Genomic DNA, 19,119 nt, shown 5'->3' on the forward strand with positions numbered 1-19,119 from the left:
TAACAAGATCATGGCTACCGGAGAGTCGATCCGATAAGGACGCGTTCCCGGTACCACGGTGGACATGTTACGTAGCAGAAACCTCTCGGCTGAGAACGAACATCCCCCTATCGTGCAGGACGTGCGTCGGGCCGGTGGACTCCCATGCCCGGTGACCGACGGATAGCATCCAATTCGGTGGTGCCGTAGTGGAGGCACCGTTAACCACGCCGACACGCCCGTCGGCCCACCAGGTCGCGGCAGGCGGGTCCGGTGACCGGCACGCCGGTGGTGACGAGGGCGGTGAGAAGTACGACGTGGCGGCGACCGATCCGGTCACGGGAGCCCGTCCGCGCGCGTCCCTTGATCCATTCCTCAGACGCCAGTTGGGTCGGGCGGGGCATCCCTGCGGGGTGTTCCTGTTCGATGTCGACTTCTTCAAGACGGTCAACGACGTCTACGGCCACCTACGCGGTGACCGGGTGCTGCGCCAGCTCGCCGAGCGGGTACGCGCCACCTGCCGGCCGCAGGACGTGCTGTTCCGCTACGGCGGCGACGAATTCGTCGTGGTGCTACCGCAGACCGACCGCACCGAGGCGGTCCGGCTCGCCCTGCGGCTGACCGAACGGATCCGCAGTACCGAGTTTTCCGGAGACCCGCCGCTGCACCTGACGGTCAGCCTCGGGGTGGCGAGCGCACCTGCGGACGGCACCACCGCCGAACACCTGCTGGACCACGCTGACCGGCGCAACTATCTCGCCAAACGGCGAGGGCGGGACAGCGCCGTCGCCGATGACGTGGAGATCACCGACGGGAGCGGCTCCCGGCTGTGGGAGCGCGACGAGGCGCTGCGCCGTACCCACGAGTTCCTGACCCGGCTGCAGGTGACCGGCCGCGGCGCGGCCCGGGTGCACGGGCAGCGGGGTGCCGGGCACACCCGTTTCCTCGTCGAGACCGCCCGGCTGGCCGCGTTGCGCGGGTTCGCCGTGGTCACGGTGCCGCCCGAACCGGAGCCGCTGCCGCTGCCGGTCTTCGCCAACCAGGTGGTGCTGATCGCCGACCTCGCCGCCGTCGACCGGGTCCCACACCTGCTGCGGGTCTGGTCCCGTCCGCGGCTGCTGCCCGCCGTGCTCGGGCTGGTGCAGGCCAGCACCGAGACGGCCGGCCCGGCCGGGCCCGCCGGTGCCGGCGAGCCGGTCTCGGTGACCGGTCCCGGACCGCTGCCCGGTGTCGGTCCGTCCGGTGTGCACCTGCCAGAGCTGGAGCAGATCGAGCTCGCCCCGTGGTCGCCGGCGACGACTCGGATCTGGTTGCGGACCGCGCTGCGCGGCGAGCCCAGCCGGACCCTGGTGAACTGGTTCGTCCGGCAGACCGGCGGGCTGCCGGCCGCCGCCGACCGGGAACTCGACCGGGTACGTGCCCGCCGTGGCCTGGTCGGTTCCGGCACCGGCGGCTGGACGTTGAGCCCGGACCTGCTCGGCCGGCCACGGCGGCGGGTGCGGCTGCCGGCCCCGCTGACCCCGCTGGTCGGCCGGGACCGCGACGTCGCCCGGATCGACGCGCTGCTGGCGACCAGCCGGCTGGTCACGCTCGTCGGCGCCGGCGGGATCGGCAAGACCCGGCTGTCGCTGTCGGTGGCCGCCGGTCTCGCGGCCCGGTTCGACGACGGGGTGTGCTTCGTGGCGCTGGCCGCCTGCCGCACCGCGACGGAGGTGCTCACCGCGGTCGCCGCCGCGCTGGACGTGCCGGTTCGCGCCGGGCAGGCGGTGCTGGACGCGGTGGTCAACCACACCGCGGACACCGAGTTGCTGCTGGTGCTGGACAACCTGGAGCAGGCGTTGGCCGCCGGACCGCCGTTGGGCCAGCTGCTGGCCGCCGCCGGGCGCGTTCGGGTGCTGGCCACCAGCCGGGAGCCGTTGGGGATCTACGGCGAACAGGTCTACCGGGTGCTGCCGCTGCCGCTGCCCCGCCTCGACGACCTGCCGCGCGGGGCGTCGGCCGCCGCCCGCGCGGTGGCGCAGCATCCGGCGATCGCCCTGTTCGACCAGCTCGCCCGAGCTGCCGACGCGGATTTCCGGCTGACCGCTGACGCGCTGCCGGCGGTGGCGGAGCTGTGCCGGCGGCTGGACGGACTGCCGCTGGCGATCGAACTGGCCGCCGCGCGTACCGACCAGTTGAGCCCGGCGGTGGTGCTGGACCGGCTCGGCCCGCATCTGGATCCGCTCGGTCCCGGGCCACGCGACCGGCCGGCCCGCCAGCGGACCCTGCATGGCACGGTCGACTGGAGTTTCGGCCTGCTGGAGCCGGCGCACCAGGACGTGTTCACCGCGACCGCCGTCTTCACCGCCGAGCCGACGGCGGCAGCCGTGGCCGCCGTCGCCGGGCTGGGGTCTGCTGCGGCCACGGCGGGGTCTGCGGCCGTCGACCGGGTCGCCGAAGCGTTGGAGGCGTTGGTCCGCAAGAGCCTGGTGGTGGCGGTGACCAGGCGGTCCGGCACCCGCCGGTACGCGATGCTGAACACCATCCAGGCCCGGGCCCGCCAGCTGTGCACCACCGGGCAGCGGGCCCGGCAACTGCGCAACCATCTGGCGTACTGCGCCGGGCTGGCGGACCGGGCGGCCGCCGGGATGGCCGGGCCGGAGCAGAGCCGCTGGGCGGACGAGATCGACCACGACTACCCGGACCTGCGGGCCGCGCTGGAGTACGCGCTCGCCGCCGACGACCTGGCCACCGCGACCCGGCTGTGCCTGGGGCTGTGGCGGTACTGGCGCAACGGCAACCAGATCCGCGACGGCCGCCAGTGGCTCGACCGGCTGCTTTCCGCCCCCGCCGGGCTGGCCGTGGAGCACCGTCGCCAACTGCTCTATCCGGCGGCGGTGCTGGCCGCCACCCAGGACGACACCGCCACCGCCGCCCGGCTCGGCGAGGAGTGCCTGCGCCTCACCGAGCAGGCCGGCGACGCCGAGGGCGCCGCGCAGGCCCGCAACATCCTCGGCGTCGCGGCGATGCTGGCCGGCCGCTACGGCGAGGCCGGCGAACACTTCCGGTACGGACTGGAGGTGTGGCGCGAGCTCGGGGCGAAGCCCGGCATGGCGATCGCGCTCGGCAACCTCGCCAAGGTCTGCCTGCGGACCGGCGACATCGCCGACGCCGACTGGCACATCAACCAGTGCCTGGCGCTGGAGCGGGAGGCCGGCAACAGTCGCGGCGTGCTGCTCGGTCTGACCTGTCTGGCCGAGATCCTGCTGGCCCGGCCGGATCCGGCCGGCGCGGCAGCCGTGGCCCGGGAAGCACACGACCTGGCCACCGGGCTGGGGGACCTGTTCGGCGAGGCGGTCGCGCTGCACCATCTCGGGCAGTGCGAGCTGGCCGGCGGGGACCGGCCGGCCGCACTGCGGTTGTTCGTCGCCGCCCTGGAACGGCGGTTCGAGCTGGGCGACCGGGCGGACCTGTCCACCTCGTTGGAGACGGTGGCCGAGGTGACCGTCGACGACGACCCGGCCCTGGCGGTACGGATTCTCGCCGCGGTCGACTCGTTGCGCTACCGGTTCGGTCTGGTCGCACCGGTGGCGGTGCAGCAGCGGCGGGACGCCGCCCTTGACGTCGCGCGGCGCGCGTTGACCCCTGACGCGTTCGACGCCGCCTGGTGCACGGGTGTGGCCACCCCGCTGGACCTGGTCGTCGACCAGGCACTGGACTGCGCACCGGAGGGACCCCGGGACCCGGCCACGGTGCTAGGGTCCCGGGGGTGATCGAAGCAGCTGTCCACCTTGCCGCCCAACCCCGTCTCGACACCCTGGTCACCGAGTGGCGTTCCGAGGCGCAGCGGCTGCGTACCGACTATGCCGGCACCGCGTGGCTCGGTGACCGCCCGGCGGACGACACCGGCCTGGCCGGCCCCGACTACACCCGCCGCAGCGTGGACGCGCAGCTGTTCCTGCCGGACACCCACTGGTACGCCGTCGATGCCCTGGATGACGTGGAAATTCAGGTGACGGGCGGGCTGGTGCAGGTGGCCGCCACCGCCCGGCAGACCCAGGGGCTGGTCGGCGCGCTCGCCGCGCCGACGGTCGACTTCTTCGAGCACCCCGACGGCGAGCCCGGTGTCGGGCTCTGCCTGTCCCTGAGCGGTGAGATCTGGTCCAACCTGGGGCTGTCCTACCGGGTGAGCGTGCTCTGCCGGCCGGACGCGGTGCTGCGGTCCGGCGCGCGGCTCGACGACGAGCCGGCCGACGAGGCCTGACCGGATCGGACCTGGCGGGCCGGCCTGACCGGGCCGGCCTACCCTGGTCGGGTGGTGACCGACACCCTGCTCGACCGGGTTACCTGGACCCGGCGCCGCGACGCGCACGCCGAGCGCGTCGACCGGCTGGTGGGCGCACACCTGGAACGCCGCCGCCGGGGCGAGCCACATCCGGTCGCCGACTTCCTGTTCACCTACTACGCGTACCGGCCGGCGCAGCTGCGTCGCTGGCATCCGGGGGCGGGGGTGCGGCTCGCCGACACCGAGCCGACGCGGTGGGGCCGGGACTACCGGACGGTTCCGAGCGGCGACGGGGTGGCGGTCACCGTGGACACCGCCGGGCTGTTGGCCCGGCGCGGCGAGTTCGTCACCTGGGTACGGGACCTGCTGGCCCGGACCGCGGCCCGGCCGGCGCACCTGGGCTGCTTCGGCCTGCATGAGTGGGCGATGGTCTACCGGCAGCCCGCCGACGAGGTCCGCCACCACCGGTGGCCGCTGCGGATGAGTCCGGCCGGCCTCGCCGAGTTCGTCGACGGCCAGCGGATCCGGTGCAGCCATTTCGACGCGTACCGATTCTTCACCCCGGCGGCCCGGCCGCTGAACCTGTTTTCCCCGCAGCGCTCCGACCAGGCCGACTTCGAACAACCGGGCTGCCTGCATGCCAACATGGATCTGTACAAGTGGTCCTTTCGGTTGAGTCCGCTGGTGCCCGGCGAGTTGGTGGTGGACTGCTTCGAGTTGGCCCGTGACATCCGGGACCTGGACATGCGGGCCAGTCCGTACGACCTGCGGGAGCTGGGCTATCCCCCGGTGCGGATCGAGACCGCGGCAGGTCGGGCCGAGTACGCGACGATGCAGCGGGATTTCGCCGAGCGGGCCGCAGTACTGCGGAACCGCCTGTTGCGGTGTATCGCCCGATTCGATGGGTTTGGTCAGTCGGATCAGCTGAGCTGACATTTCCGACTCACCCTCAGCTTTCTGCGCCAATCGTGGCCACCTGCTGAGCGCTGCCCTAATTCAGTCAGCTCCAATGATTGACCGGACCTAGACGTTCAACTAATCTCAAGCGCAGCAACAAGCTAGAACGTCAGGTGGAAGTCAAGGAGCGGCCCAGCGAACGGCTCCCGGGCCGACAAGGAGGTGCGCGATGTTGGCGGAACTGTCGACGTCCTGGGGTGCCACCCAGGACTACGACCTGGACATCGACGTGGACGGGCTGGACCTCGGGCCACTCACCGTCACCGCGATGCGGGACTCGGTGGCGTTGCCGGAGACCGGCGCCTCCTCGGCCGGTGACGGCGGTCGCGCCTCCTGCTCCTGCTGCTACGTCACCTGATCCACCGGCGCCACCGTCGGCGCCGGTCACCGACGTCCTCGCCGACCGTGCGGGGCGAACCTCTCCCGAAAGGTGCATCACATGTCCGACGAGATCATCGACGTCGAAGACCTCGAGCTGGACGAGCTGTCGGTCAGCTCCATCCGCGACTCGGCCGCGCTGCCCGAGACCGGTGCCTCCTCCGGCTCGTCGAGCTGCAGCTCCAGCTCCTGCTGCGGCGCCAGCTCGTGCTGCGCCTCCTGCGCCGAGATCGAGCAGCCCGCGCTCTGACACCAGCGACCGCCCCGACCGAGGGCACCACCGGCAGTGTCAGGGATTGCCGGTAGCCGAGGCCGGGCGAATCACGTCAGTTCGATCGAGCGGAGGGGGCGCGGTGCGCCCCCTCCGCCCGTCACATGCCCAAGGAGTGCTCGTGGAAGTCTTCGCCCGTCTCGACAGTGTCACCAAGACGTACGGCAAAGTGGTCGCGCTCGACGCGGTATCCCTCGTGGTGCCCGCCGGGGTCACCGCCGTGCTCGGCCCCAACGGCGCCGGCAAGTCCACCATGATCGAAATTCTCGCTGGTCTGCGCCGCCCCGGCTCGGGTCGGGTCGAGGTGCTCGGCGGGGATCCCGCCGACGTACGGATCAAGGGCCGACTCGGCCTCACCCCGCAGCGCACCGCGTTGCCCTGGCGGCTCACCGTCGCCGAGACCCTCGCCCTGGTCGCCGCCCACTACCCGGACCCGGTGCCCCGCGCCGACCTGGTCGAGCAGCTCGGCCTCGGGCCGTTCCTGACCAAACGGTGCGGCAGCCTCTCCGGTGGCCAGCGCCGCCGGGTCGCCCTGGCCACCGCCCTGGTCGGCCGCCCCGAACTGCTCTTCCTCGACGAGCCGACCACCGGCCTGGACGCCGACAGCCGCGACGGACTGTGGACGGCGATCGCCGCCGTCGCCGCCGCCGGCAGCGCGGTGCTGCTCACCACCCACGACATGGCCGAGGCCGAACACCTCGCCGAACAGGTCGTGGTGGTCACCGGCGGGCAGATCGCCCGCACCGGCGCGGTTACCGAGGTGGTCGCCGAGGTCGGGTTGCACCTGGTCGACATCGAAGTGACCGGCGCGCTGCCGCCGATCGCCGTCTCCGGCCCCGCCGACCGGGTGGAGACCGTCGGCAACCGGACCCACATCTACACCGCCGACCCGGACGCCACCGTCCGGGCACTGGTCCGCGCCGACGTGCCGTTCACCGGCATCCGGGTCGAACGGGTCGGCCTCGAGGAAGCGATCCGCACGATCAGCCGGTCCACCGACCCGGGTGGCGTCACCCGGCCCGGGATCCGCGTTGCCGAAAAGGTGGCCTGACATGCGCTACGTCCTGCTGCACGCCCGCGCGCACGCCCTCGACACGCTACGGATGCCCGCCTACTGGGCCCCGGCGCTGGGCTTCCCGCTGGTCTTCTTCCTGCTGTTCGGGCTGGTCAATGCCAACCGCTTCGCCGACCTCGGGTTGGGCAGCGAGTACGCGATCACCCCGTTCCTGCTCTACACCACGCTCAACGTCACGGTCGCCTCGCTCGCCGCCGGCGTCGCCGCCGACCGGGAGAACCCGTGGGAGCAGCGGCTGCGGCTGCTGCCACTGTCCCCGCTGACCCGGTTCGCCGGCCGGCTGGTCTACGTCCTCGGCTTCAACGTGGTCAGCTGGATTCCGCTGCTGGTCGTCGCCGCATTCACCACCGACCTGCGGCTGCCGCTGGCTGCCTGGCCGGTCTGGCTCGGCGCGGTGGTGCTCGGTGCCGTCCCGTTCGGCCTGCTCGGCATGGCGATCGGCTACCGGTTCGCCCCGCAGCCGGCGATGATGCTGGCCAACCTGCTGTTCATGCTGCTGGCGTTCTTCGGCGGGCTGTTCGTGCCGATCGACTTCCTGCCGTCCGCGCTGCACGCCGTGGTGCCGTACGTGCCCACCTACCAGTACCAGTACTTCGTGCTGGCGCTGATCGACCGGGCCGACCATCTGATCGGGCCGAGCTGGATCGCCTTCCTGCTGCTGGGCTGGACGACCCTGTTCGCCCTGCTCGCCCGCGCCGCGTTCCGGCGCGACGAGGGGGTGCGGTACGGATGAGCGAGGCCGCCGTCGTCCCGGCCACCGCCGACCGGCGGCCGGCGACCGACCCCACCCTGGCACCGTACGCGCTGGTCCGGCTGGCCGCGCTGCCGTACCCGCCGACGCCGGACGGTGCCCGCGAGTTCCGTGCCGCGCTGCGCCGGCTGGTCGAGCTACGGTCGCGGATCACCGAGCTGGCCCCCCGGCTCGCCGACGCGCTCTACGCCAGCGCCGACGGGCACCCGGCCGACTTCCACCGCAAGGCGGTGCTGCCGCTGCGCCGCGACGTGCACAACGGACGGCTGCCCCGGCCGGACCGGGTCGCCGAACTCGACGGCCTGCTCGACCGGGTGCCCGACCTGCCGGCCTGGCTGGCCGTCATGCGCCAGGCCGCGCAGGTGCGCGCCGAGCTCGGTGAGCTGGCCACCGGCGCGCTCGGCGCGGAACGCGCCGCGCTCGCCGCGGTCTGCGCCGCCGAACCACTGCGCCGCGCGGTCACCCTCACCGGCGCCGACCTGCTACGCGGGATCGACCGCGCGGCCGCCAGCGGGGCCAACCCGGACAGCCGGGCCCGCAAGTCCGAACCCAACGCGCTGCGGTACGCGCTGCGGGCCACCGCGAAGACCAGCCCGCTGTCCTGGTTCACCTACGTCGCCTGGGGCAACTGGACCACGGTGTCGGAGCCGGCCGGCGGTGCGGCACCGGCCGACCCGGCCGGCAGCGCCGATCCGGCCGGTGCCGCGGCCTCGGCCGGCGGGCAGCCGGTGGCCGTCGCCCAGGCCAACCGGACCCTGCTGGCCCGGCTGCTCGCCGCAGTGATCGCCGACCCCGGGCTGCGCGACACGGTGCCGCACCGGCTGGCCGCCGCGATCACCGTCACCGGTGACCAGCTGACGTTCCGCCGGGACCGCCCGGTGCAGGGCGTCGACCGGGTCATCTCGGTGCTGGAGGAGGAGGTGTCGCTGGCCTGCACCGGACCGCTGCGGCTGCTGCTCGACCGGACCCGGGCCGCCGGGCCGGCCGGCATCACCCCCGGCGACCTGGTCGCCGAACTGGCCCGCCGGCTGCCCGGCGGCCCGCCGCGCACCACCGCCGCCGCGACCCGCTACGTCGGGCAGGTGCTCGCCGCCGGGCTGCTGCTCGCCGTCGAACCCGTCGACCCGCAGGACCCGAAGGCCGTACGGCACCTCGCCGACTGGCTGGACCGGCACCATCGCGGCGAGCTGGCCGACCTGCTCATCGCGATCGACGAGCAGACCAGCGGCTTCGGAGCCGTCCCGGCCGGCGACCGGGCCGCCGCCCTGGGCCGGCTGCGCGACACCTGGCGCTCGGCGTACCAGGCGGTGGGGCTGCCCTGGTACGACGCACCGGTACTGGCCGAGGACGTGGCGCTGCGCGAACCGGTGCGGCTGGGCCGGCGCCACGGGCGCGCCGCCGCCGACCGGCTGCCCCGCCTGGCCGGGCTGGTCGAGCTGTTCGACCAGTACCTGCCGCTGCGTCGGCTGGTCCGGGACCGCTTCGTCGCCCGGTACGGCGTGGGCGGACGCTGCGAGCGCGCCGCCGACTTCTCCACCGAGATGAGTCAGGTGTGGCGGGCGTACAACCTGGTCTCGCCGTCCGGGGTGATCAACCCCGACCCCGAGTTCGCCGACCTGGTCACCCCGGCGCTGCGGGAGCTGGCCGACACCCGGGCCGGGCTGCTAACCCGGATCCGGGCGGCGGCGCCGACCGACGCGGCCGAGTTCACCCTGCCCGAGGAGATCGTCCGGGACGCCGCCGCCGCGCTGCCCGACTGGGTCAGCGCCCGGCCCGCCTCGTACGCGTTCTTCGTCCAGCCGGCCCGCCGCGACGGCGACGACCTGCTGGTGCTCAACCACGTGTACGCCGGCTGGGGCCGGTTCACCAGCCGGTTCCTGGACCTGGTGGCGCCGCAGGCGAAGACGCAGCTGGCCGCGCAGATCCGGGCCACCGCCGGGCGGCACGCCCAGGTGGCCCAGTTCCGCCCGGTCACCGGGTTCAACGCCAACCTGCACCCGTTGCTGGTCGACCACGAGGTGGGCGAGGACGGGAGGTGGGCCGACCTGCTCGCCGACCGGGTCGGGCTGCGCCACGACCCGGTCACCGATCAGGTGCGGCTGGTCCGCGACGACACCGGCGCCGACCTGGACGTGCTCTACCTCGGGTTCCTCGTCCCGTTCGTGATGCCGGACCGGACCGTACCGTTGCACTTCGACCTCAGCAGCGGACTGGTCGGCCCCGGCCTGCTGGCGCCGACCGGCGAGCTGGCCGGTGTCCGGCACCGGACCCGGCTGCGCTACCACGACCTGGTACTCAGTCGCCGGTCCTGGACGTTGCCGACCGACGACGCCGGGCGGCTGCGTGCCGACCTGGACGCCGACGGCGACGTGCCGTTCGACGCGGTCAGCAGCTGGCGGGCCCGGCTTGGCCTGCCCGCCGAGGTGTTCGTCGCCGCCGCCGGCGTCGACGTACGCGGCGGCCCGGACGACTACCAGCGCTACCTGTCGCTGCCCAAACCGCAGTACGTCGACCTGGACAACGCCCTGCACCTGCGGAACCTGCCTCGGCTGCTGGGCCGCCACGACGGACCGGTGCGGATCGAGGAGGCGCTGCCGGTGCCGGGGACCGGCAGCCCGCACGGGCGGGTCGTCGAGCTGGTCGCCGAAACCTATCGGAAGGGGTGGGGCGGCAATGACTGACGCCCTCGACATCGTCAGCTACTACTATTCGCCGACCAAGCTGCCGCTACTGCGCTCGGCGGTGCTGCCGGCCGCCCGGTGGGCCGCCGACCAGGGGGTCGCCGTACACCTGGAACGGCACTGGCTGCACGGCCCGCACCTGCGGATCCGGCTGGCCCGCCGCGACCAGGTCGACCCGGCGGACCTGGCGGTGGTCGCCGCCGCGGTCGCCCACCGGCTGCGCGGGCACCTCGCCGAGCGGCCCAGCACCGAGCAGATCAGCGTCGCCGATCTGCTGGCGCAGGCCGAGCAGGCCGGCCGGATCGAACTGGTGCCGCCGCCGTACCAGCCGATCCACCCGGACAACACGGTCCGCGTCGAGCCGGTGGACGACAGCGCGATGGCTACCCTGTTCGGCTCCGCCGAGGCCGTCGAGTGCCGCGCCGAGCTGCTGCGCCTCGGGGTGCCGGCGGTCACCGCCGCCGCCGACGGGTTGGCCGCCGCCGGTGCCGGCGCCGCCGCCCGGGTACGGACCTGCCTGACCGCGATGGCGCTGCACGCCAGCCGCTACCCGCTCGGGCTCGGCAACGGCCACCAGTCGTTCCTGTCGCACCTGGAGGAGTTCCTGGTGCTCAACGACCCGGACGGCCGGGTGCGGGCGGCGTTCGACGCCCAGTGGCGGCGCTCGGCCGACCCGGCGACCGCACTGGTCGCCCGGCTGGCCGCCCCGACGCACGCGCAGGAGCCGGGACCGGAGTCGGGGCTGGACCCGGTTGAACGCGGGTGGGAACAGTGGACGGTGTCCGCCGCCGAGGTGACCGGGGTCGCGTACCAGCGCGGCGAACTGCCCCGGGTGCCGGCGTTCAGCTACCTGGACCGGGCCGAGCAGATCGGCGACCCGGACACGGTGCGCCGCTGGCATCCGGACCGGACCGAGTACAGCGAGTACCACCAGCTGCTGCGGCAGATCGACTTCGACCGGGTTCCGTACGAGCGGGAGTTCGTCACCTACCGGTTCGCCACCAATGTGCTGTACCTGCTGCTCGGCCTGCTGGACGTCCGGCCGACCGAGCGCTATCTCGCCGCCTACCTGCTGAGCCGGGCAGCGGAGCGGATCACCGGGGTCACCTGGCAGGAACGGATCAACGGCTACCTGACCAGGTTGGCCGCGACCGCACAGGAGGTGGCGTGATGAGCCCGCGACCCTCGACCGCCGAAGCTGGTTCCGCCGACCGCACCGTGACCGCCCCCGCTGTGGCCGACCGTACCGTGACCGCCCCCGCTGTGGCCGACCGCGTTGTGGCCGACCGCGTTGTGGCCGACCGCGTTGTGGCCGAACACGCCGTGCCGTCGGCGGCGGAGATCGTCGTACGGCTGCGGCCCGTGGTGTTCGCCACCCCGACCGCCACCGGGGTGCACGTACGCGGATGGTCGTCGAGCTTCACCGTCAGCGGCGGCGCCGGAGTGTGGAAGGTGTGGCAGGTCCTCGCCCGGCACCTGGCCGGTGGGCTGACACCGCAGCGGCTGGCGCAGCCAGCCGGGCGGCCAGAGGTGGACCGGGTCATCCGACTGCTCCTCGACCAACTGCGGGAACACGACATGCTGGTCGAGGTGCCGGCCGGCTGGGGCGACCGGGAGGAACCGGATCTGCCGCCGGCCGACCTGGCCCGCTGGCTGGAGTCGGTGGCCGCCGACCCGGCGGCGGCCTGGCAGCGGCTGCGGTCGACCACGGTCACCGTCGCCGGCACCGGGCCGGTGGCGACGTCGGCGGCCCGCACGTTGACCGGCGCAGGTCTGGCAGTCGACCCGGTCGGCGCCGCGACCACCCAGGACACCGTGGTACGGGCCGGCGAGGCGGCGGTCGCGGCCCGCTGCCTGCCGGAGATCGGGTACGTGACCCCGGTGTCCACGCCGGACCGGTCGCTGGCCCACGGTGCGGCGGTCGCGGCCCGCCTGTCCCGCGCGCCCGGCCCCGCGGCTGCGGGGGCGGCCGGTCCGGGCCTGAGCGAGGCGCCCGGCCCGGCGCTTGCGGGGGCGTCGGTGACACCGGCGCTGGCTGCGCTGATCGGGGCCGCCGCGGCGCACCGCATCGTCTGCGCCGTCGCCGGTCTGCCCGACCCGGCCGAGGAAGCCGCCACCCTGCCCGGCGGCGAACCGGCCGCCCCCGGGCCGTACTACCCGTCGGTCCTGGTCGCCCGGCTCGACCCGGTCCGCGCCACGTACCATCCGTGGCTGCCGGCCGCCCGCGTGCCGCTGCCCGGTGCGCCGTCCGACATCGACGCGGTCGGGCTGCGGCTGGAGGCGCTGAGCGACCCGGAGCTCGGCGTACTGCCGCCGGCGGTCCCCGGCGACCTGCCGCAACTGCCGGCGATGCTGGCCCTGGCCGGCCCGGCGCTGGGGGTCGCGGCCACCGCCGACGCCGCCCGGGTCGACGCCACCCTGCGGTACGCCGAGACCGTCCTCGGTATCGGTGCGCCGCGCGGCGACGGTGACGCGCGGGACGCCGGTGCCGAGGACGGTGCCGGGTCAGCGGTCCGCTGGGCGGAGACGGCCGCGATCGGCGTCGACGTCCGGCACGCCAGCGGGGCGGCGCTGCGCCGGCTGGTGCACGCCGTACGCAGCCGGCTCGACACGGACCCGGTGCCGGAGGCCGAGTGGGCCGGCGAACCGGCGGCGCGCCGCTGGTGGAAGGCGCTCACCCTGCGGTTCGCCGTACCGGCGCGGGTGGTGGCCCGCCGGCTGCCGGCCGGCGCGGTACACGCCGAGATCGTCACCGACGCCGGGCCGCTGGCCTGGGCGGTGGAGGCCACCGCCGCCGACGCGGTGGCGATGGCGGCGCTGGCCGCCACCGGTGTGGCCCAGGCCCGGGCCGCCGGCGTCGAGGTGCCGGCCGGGCCGGCGAGCCTGACCGGCACGGCACCGACCTGGCGGCCGGCCGACCAGCACCTGGCACCGTGGACGGACGACAGCTGGTACTGGCCGGCCGGGGTGATCGACAACGAGGAGCGGTTGCAGGCGGCGCTGCGGGCCGCGCTCACCGCCGACGGCGCGACCCTGACCGGGCGACCGGTGGTGCCGGTCGCCGCCGACACCGGTGCCGCCGACGCGCACCCCGACGCCGACTCGGTCGGCCACGCGCTGGCCGTCACCGGTTTCGTGGCGCAGTCCTTCTGGTGGACGGCGGCTGCCACCGGCACCGCCGTGGACGTCACCGGGAGCACTGTGGCCGCCACCGCCGCCGCGAGCCGAGGAGCCTGAACCATGTCGACCCGTACCGTTGCGACCCCGACCGACGATCTCGCGGCGGCGCTGGCCGCCGCCGGTCACCCGGCCGTCCCGGTGCTGGACGCGGTGACCGCGCTGGACGCCGTGACGGCGCCAGACGGCACCGGCGGCCGGACCGCGGTCGTCCTGCTGGACCACTGGACCCCGGCACTGGCCGCGAAGCTGAGCCGCCGGGCCTGGGAGACCGCCGCGACGGTCGTCCCGGTCCGCCTCGACGGCGGCCTGGTGCTGGTCGGCCCGGTGCTGCGGCCGAGAGCCGGCACCTGCCTGGCCTGCGCCGAGCAGGCCCGACTGCGGGTGTTCGGGCCGGGCGTGCCGAGCCGGGACCCGCAGCTGCGGCAGGGCGGCGTCATCCCGCCGAGCCTGCTGCCGATGGTGGCCGGCGCGGTCGGCGACGCGCTGACCGACCCGGGCCGGTTGGACGCGACAGTGGTGGCGATCCGCACCGACCACGCCACCGTCAGCAGCCACCGGGTCCGGCCCCGCCGGCAGGGCTGCCGGATCTGCCGGCCGGTGCCGCTGGACACCCCGCATGGTGCCGAGGTGCCGCTGACCGCCGCGCCGACCAGCGACCCGTACTCGCTGCGCGGCGACAACCCACGGACCAGCCGGGCCGCGTTGCGCGCCGAACTGTTCGACTGGCGGCACGGGCCGGTCGCCCACATGATCCGTACCGAGCGCTCGCCGATGGCCCTGAGCACCAGCGAACTGTCCAGCGACACGGCGGTCCGCGAAGCCGGCTACGGCCGGGCCCGCAGCTTCGCCGAGTCGGAGCGGATCGCCCTGTTCGAGGCCGTCGAGCGGGCCACCGGGATGCGGCCGCACCGGCGGCGTACCGCCGTCGAAGCGGCCTTCGCCGACCTCGGCCCGGACCGGGCGGTCGACCCGGCCCGGCTCGGCCTGCACGACCCGGCGCACTACGACCACCCGGCGTTCCGGATGGTGCCGTACACGCCGCAGACCCGGGTCCGCTGGGTGCACGGCTGGTCGCTGGGCCGCCGCCGCCCGGTGCTGGTGCCCGAGCACGTCGCCTACTGGGGACTGCACCGCAGCGACGGCCCCCGGTTCCTCTACGAGAGCTCCAACGGCTGCGGGCTGGGCAACAGCGCCGTCGAAGCCGCGCTGTACGGCATGTACGAGGTCGCCGAACGGGACGCGTTCCTGATGGCCTGGTACGCGCGGACCCCGCTGCGGCCGGTCGCCGTACCCGACGACGACCCGGTGCTGCCGCACCTGGTCGACCGGCTCGACACGGTCGGCTACGACCTGCTGTTCTTCGACGCCACGAACGACCTCGGGGTGCCGACCGTGCTGGCCCTGGTGCTGCACCGCGACCCGACCAGCGGTGCCCCGCAGGCGTTCTTCGCCGCCGGCGCCCACCCGGACCCCCGGTCGGCGCTGCGGTCGGCGGCGGCCGAGGCGGTGGTCGACGTGTTCAGTCTGCCCGAGGTGGCCCGCAACAAACCCGGCCATCTGGACCCGGACCGGCTGCAGGCGATGTTCGACGACCCCCGGATGGTCACCGGCCTGGAGGAGCACGTCGCGGTGAACACCCTGCCGCAGGCCCGGCAGCGGTACGAGTTCCTGCTCACCGGCGACGCCCCGGCGCACTGGCGGGACGTGTGGCCGGACCGGCCGGCCCCGGTGACCGACCTCGCGGTGCTGCTCGGCGAGACCGTCGAGCGGTGGGCGGCACACGGCCTGGAGACGATCGTGGTGGACCAGACCGACCCGGCGAGCCGGGACCGGCTCGGACTGCACTCGGCGAAGGTGATCGTCCCCGGCACGTTGCCGATGACGTTCGGCCACGTGCACCACCGCACCCGGGGCCTGGACCGGCTGCTGCGGGTCCCGGCCCAGCTGGGCCGGCTGCCGTCCCCACTTGACTACTCCGACCTGCCCCTCTACCCGCACCCGTTCCCGTGAGGTCGGCCATGTCGTCCAGTCAGCTCACCGCCAGTCAGCTCACCGCCACGCTCGCCGAGGTGTACGCGCACGGCCCCGGCAAGGACGTCCGGCCCGCGTCGGCGCGGCCGTACCGTCGCCGGCCCACCGGCCCGGCCGTGCCGTTCGCCGAGCTGGCGGCCGTCGCCGGGCCGACCGGTGCCCGGCTGGTCCGGACGCTCGGTACAGCGCTGGCGCCGCGCCGGTTCGAGCCGTGGAACGGCTTCAACGAGCACCGGGCGTACCCGTCGCCCCGGGCGGCGCACCTGGTCGACGTGCTGCTGCGGCACGACGGCGTCGACTGGCTGGTCGACCCGGTCCGCGAACTGCTGTATCCGACGTCCGCTGAGTCGCTCGTCGCAGCGCCGGACGGGTCGGTCGAGCTGGTGCTGCGGGAGCAGCCGACGCGGATGCCGGCCGGCTACGGCCGGCTCGCCGACGCGCTGGCCGCGCTGGAGGCCGGTCACGTCGCCGGCGCGCTCGCCGAGGCCGCCGCCGGCCACGGACTGCGGTACGCCGCCGGCACCACCGCCAGCGCCACCGCCACCAGTGGGCCGTGGCTCACCGTCACCCTCGGACCGTCGACCGCCCCCACCTGGTCACGGCACCGGCTGCGGGCGGTACGCAGCTCCGGGCTGAGCCCACGCGGGTTCGGCGCGGACCCCCGGCCGCTGCCGGCGGAGGCGTTCGAGCGGCTGGTCGCCGCCGCGTACCGACCGCCGGCCGGGTCACCGGTGACCGGGGTGCGCCTGCGGCACACCCTCGCGGTCGGCAACGTCGCCGGCCGGACGGCCGGCTGGTACCACCTCGATCCGGCCGCGACCGGCCGACCCGGGGCTGCTGCGCCGCAGCCGACCCGGCCGGGTGACGCGACCGGGCAGGTGCAGCGGGCGTACAGCTATCCGCGTACCGAGGTCGACGTCGCCGGCATGCCGCTGGCCTGGCTGGTCAGCGCCGACGTGCCGGCTGCCGTCCGCACCGGCGGCCCGGCGGCGTACCGGCGGCTGCTGCACGCGGCCGGGGCCACCGCCCAGCACGTCGGCACCGCCGCCGCCGAGGTCGGCCTGTTCTGCCGGCCGGTACGCGCGGTGCGGGAGGCAGCCGCCGAGGCAGCCGCCGGTCTGCCCGCCGGGCACGACCTGATCTACCTGTTGTTGATCGGCCGGTCACGGGTGCGTGACTTCGCCTACGACCTGAGTAACCCGGAGGTGTCGCCGTGACCGCACCGACCATCACCGTCACCACCACCCGCACCTGGGTGGGACTGCACTGTTTCGCCTACTGGTCGCCGGCCGACCTGGACACTTTCCTGGCGGTGACCGTGGCTCCGCTGCTGGCCCGGCTGCGCGCCGACGGCGCGATCGCCGACTGGTTCTACATCCGCTACTGGGAGGGCGGGCCGCATCTGCGGATCCGAGTTCGGGACCCGCTGCCGGGCGTCGGCGACCGGTTGCGGGCGGAGCTGGCCGAGCTCGCCGGCCAGGCACCGTACGAGGTGTTCCCGATGGACAGCGGAAGCTACTACCGGCGGCTGGGTGGCAGCGCCGCCCGGTCGGCCGCCGGCTGGCACGACCACGGCGACGTCCGGGAGATCCCGTACCGGCCGGAGACCGCCCGGTACGGCGGACCGCAGGCGCTGCTGGTCGCCGAGGAGGTCTTCTGCCGGTCCAGCGAGATCGCCGCCCGGATCGTCGGCGCGGTCCCGCCCGGCCCGGCCCGGTTGTCCGTCGCCGCCGAGCTGGCCACCGCCACCGCCGCCGCGTTGGGCCTGGACGAGTTGGGTGCGGCCCGGTGGCTGCGCGGCCACGCCGCCGGTTGGCGGTGGCAGAACGAGGTGGCGATGCTGCCGGCCGCGGCGGTGCAGGGGCAGGCGGCCCGGGTGCTGGCCAGCCAGGGCGCCGCGCTGCGCCGCCGGTGGGACCGGACCGTGGCCCGGGTCGACGCGCAGCGTACAGCGGCCGGGGCTGCCCGCGATGACGCGCAGCGTACCGACGCCGCGGCGGACCCGGCGGGGGAGCGGTCACCGGCCGGGTACTGGGCGCAGGTCGTCCGGGCCGCCCGCGACGCGTTGGAGGGGCCGGCCGCCGCCGGCCCGGCCGACCAGCGGTGGCGCTGGGTGTGGGGCTCCCAGCTGCACATGCTGTTCAACCGACTGGGCATCCTGCCGGATGAGGAGCGGTCGGTGTGCTGGCTGGTCGCCGGGACCGCGCTGGCGCCGGGCGGGCCCACGGACTTCTTCGCCGACGGCGCGGCGGCCGCCGACCGCCGCTACCACGAGGCGAGCAAGTTCCTGCCGGGGATGTTGCAGACGCAGAGGCCGCGCGAGGCCGTCTCGGAACGGAGCGGGACCCCGTTCCGGTTCGGCGGCCGGCCGGTTCCTCTGCCCGACGGGGACCCGCCGCGTGCCGCACTCGCTGATGTGCTGCGCCGGCGGGTCTCCGGTCGGGGGCGGCTGACCGGGCCGGTCACCGCCGAGCAGTTGGGCACCCTGGTGTGGAGCGCGCACGGGGTGACCCACCGCAGCCAGGTGCCGCTGCCCAACGGGGACCTGTACGACTACGCCCACCGCCCGTACCCGAGCGCCGGCGCGGCGTACGCGGCGCGGATGCGGCTGATCGTGCGCGACGTCGCCGGTGTCGCCCCCGGCGCGTACCACGTGGACGACCTCGACCGTCAGTTGTGGCGGCTCGGCCCGGCCCCGTCGGTGCCGGAGCTGGAGGCGTCGTCGATGTGGTTCGGGGCGGACGCCCTCGACGTCGGCGGGATCGAGCTGGCCGAGGTGCCGGCCCTGCTCGGTCTCTACGTGCAGCTGGGGGAGCTGCGGGAACGCTACGGGATGCGGGCGCTGCGGTTCGCGGTGGCGGAGGCGGGTCACCTGGCGCAGGCGCTGTCGATGGTGGCGGCGGCGAGCGGGCTGGCGCTCGGCATGATCGGCGGCTTCTACGACGACGTCGCCCACGAACTGCTCGGCCTGGACGGCATCGACGACGTGCTGGTCTACCTGCTGCCGGTGGGTCGTCTCCCGGGAGGTGCGCGGTGAGCCCCCGACCCGCAGATGGTGCCAGGTTCACAGACGGCGCCAGTTCTACAGACGGTGCAGCCCCCGACCGTCAGGGAACGTCGGGGGCTGTGTCCAGTGTGCCACGGCAACCGGGGTCCGCGCGACCGCCCGGCGGTACCGGTCCGCCGACCCCGGCGGTACGGGTGCTCGAGGGCGTCAATCAGCTGCGTGCCGTCGCCGATCCGATCCGGTTGCGGGTGCTCGCGGTGCTCACCACCGAGCCGGACCGGGCGCTGTCCGCCCGCCAGTTGGCCCACCAGCTGGGCATCACCTTCAGCCTGATGCACTACCACCTGCGGGTGCTGTCGGACGAGGGGATGATCCGGGTGGTCAACCAGCGGACCGACCAGGGCCGGGCGGAGCGGTACTTCCAGGCCGCGCAGTTGGCGCTGCGCTGGGACTTCCCGCCGGCCGACCGGTCCGGCGACGACGCCGCGTCGGCGAACCGGGCAGGCGACGACGGGTCAGACGGGAAGCAGGCCCGGTGAGCAGCG

At 74.7% G+C, this 19,119-nt stretch carries 14 protein-coding genes; all 14 read left to right on the top strand.

The genetic code is table 11. The features are described 5' to 3' along the window. The first annotated feature begins 296 nt into the window (after positions 1-296). Complete coding sequence (locus tag O7610_RS00645) at positions 297-3,731, top strand: diguanylate cyclase (protein WP_289213543.1); 3,435 nt, start codon at positions 297-299, stop codon at positions 3,729-3,731. Then, entirely contained in the window at positions 3,728-4,222 is a 495-nt protein-coding gene (locus O7610_RS00650; RefSeq protein ID WP_289212446.1) for a hypothetical protein, read from the top strand. Before O7610_RS00645 ends, O7610_RS00650 begins: the two co-directional genes overlap by 4 nt. A gap of 24 nt (positions 4,223-4,246) precedes the next feature. Beyond that, entirely contained in the window at positions 4,247-5,176 is a 930-nt protein-coding gene (locus O7610_RS00655) for a 3-methyladenine DNA glycosylase (RefSeq protein ID WP_475054803.1), read from the top strand. Positions 5,177-5,369: 193 nt separating this feature from the next. Beyond that, positions 5,370-5,558 carry a thiazolylpeptide-type bacteriocin gene (locus tag O7610_RS00660; protein ID WP_281553827.1) on the top strand — a complete coding sequence of 63 codons (189 nt, stop codon included), beginning with the start codon at positions 5,370-5,372 and terminating at the stop codon, positions 5,556-5,558. A gap of 81 nt (positions 5,559-5,639) precedes the next feature. Beyond that, entirely contained in the window at positions 5,640-5,828 is a 189-nt protein-coding gene (locus O7610_RS00665) for a thiazolylpeptide-type bacteriocin (protein ID WP_281553828.1), read from the top strand. Between the two features lie 142 nt (positions 5,829-5,970). Beyond that, positions 5,971-6,900, top strand: a complete 930-nt coding sequence (locus tag O7610_RS00670; protein WP_281553829.1) for an ABC transporter ATP-binding protein — start codon at positions 5,971-5,973, stop codon at positions 6,898-6,900. Between the two features lies 1 nt (position 6,901). After that, positions 6,902-7,657 carry an ABC transporter permease gene (locus O7610_RS00675; protein WP_281553830.1) on the top strand — a complete coding sequence of 252 codons (756 nt, stop codon included), beginning with the start codon at positions 6,902-6,904 and terminating at the stop codon, positions 7,655-7,657. Beyond that, entirely contained in the window at positions 7,654-10,356 is a 2,703-nt protein-coding gene (locus O7610_RS00680) for a lantibiotic dehydratase (protein ID WP_289212447.1), read from the top strand. Before O7610_RS00675 ends, O7610_RS00680 begins: the two co-directional genes overlap by 4 nt. Beyond that, entirely contained in the window at positions 10,349-11,527 is a 1,179-nt protein-coding gene (locus O7610_RS00685; protein WP_281553832.1) for a lantibiotic dehydratase C-terminal domain-containing protein, read from the top strand. The genes O7610_RS00680 and O7610_RS00685 overlap by 8 nt, the downstream gene beginning before the upstream one ends. Beyond that, positions 11,527-13,593 carry a hypothetical protein gene (locus tag O7610_RS00690; RefSeq protein ID WP_289212448.1) on the top strand — a complete coding sequence of 689 codons (2,067 nt, stop codon included), beginning with the start codon at positions 11,527-11,529 and terminating at the stop codon, positions 13,591-13,593. The genes O7610_RS00685 and O7610_RS00690 overlap by 1 nt, the downstream gene beginning before the upstream one ends. A 3-nt stretch (positions 13,594-13,596) precedes the next feature. Next, entirely contained in the window at positions 13,597-15,546 is a 1,950-nt protein-coding gene (locus O7610_RS00695) for a TOMM precursor leader peptide-binding protein (RefSeq protein ID WP_289212449.1), read from the top strand. Positions 15,547-15,554: 8 nt separating this feature from the next. Beyond that, on the top strand, positions 15,555-16,784 hold the full coding sequence (locus O7610_RS00700) for a nitroreductase family protein (RefSeq protein ID WP_289212450.1): 1,230 nt from the start codon (positions 15,555-15,557) through the stop codon (positions 16,782-16,784). Next, positions 16,781-18,604: a thiopeptide-type bacteriocin biosynthesis protein gene (locus O7610_RS00705; RefSeq protein WP_289212451.1), complete on the top strand. Its 1,824-nt coding sequence runs from the start codon at positions 16,781-16,783 to the stop codon at positions 18,602-18,604. Before O7610_RS00700 ends, O7610_RS00705 begins: the two co-directional genes overlap by 4 nt. 89 nt (positions 18,605-18,693) lie before the next feature. Further along, positions 18,694-19,113 (top strand): ArsR/SmtB family transcription factor, encoded by a 420-nt coding sequence (locus tag O7610_RS00710; protein WP_281553837.1) that lies wholly within the window; start codon positions 18,694-18,696, stop codon positions 19,111-19,113. Positions 19,114-19,119: the final 6 nt, after the last annotated feature.

The organism is Solwaraspora sp. WMMA2065, assembly GCF_030345075.1.
Taxonomy (GTDB): domain Bacteria; phylum Actinomycetota; class Actinomycetes; order Mycobacteriales; family Micromonosporaceae; genus Micromonospora_E.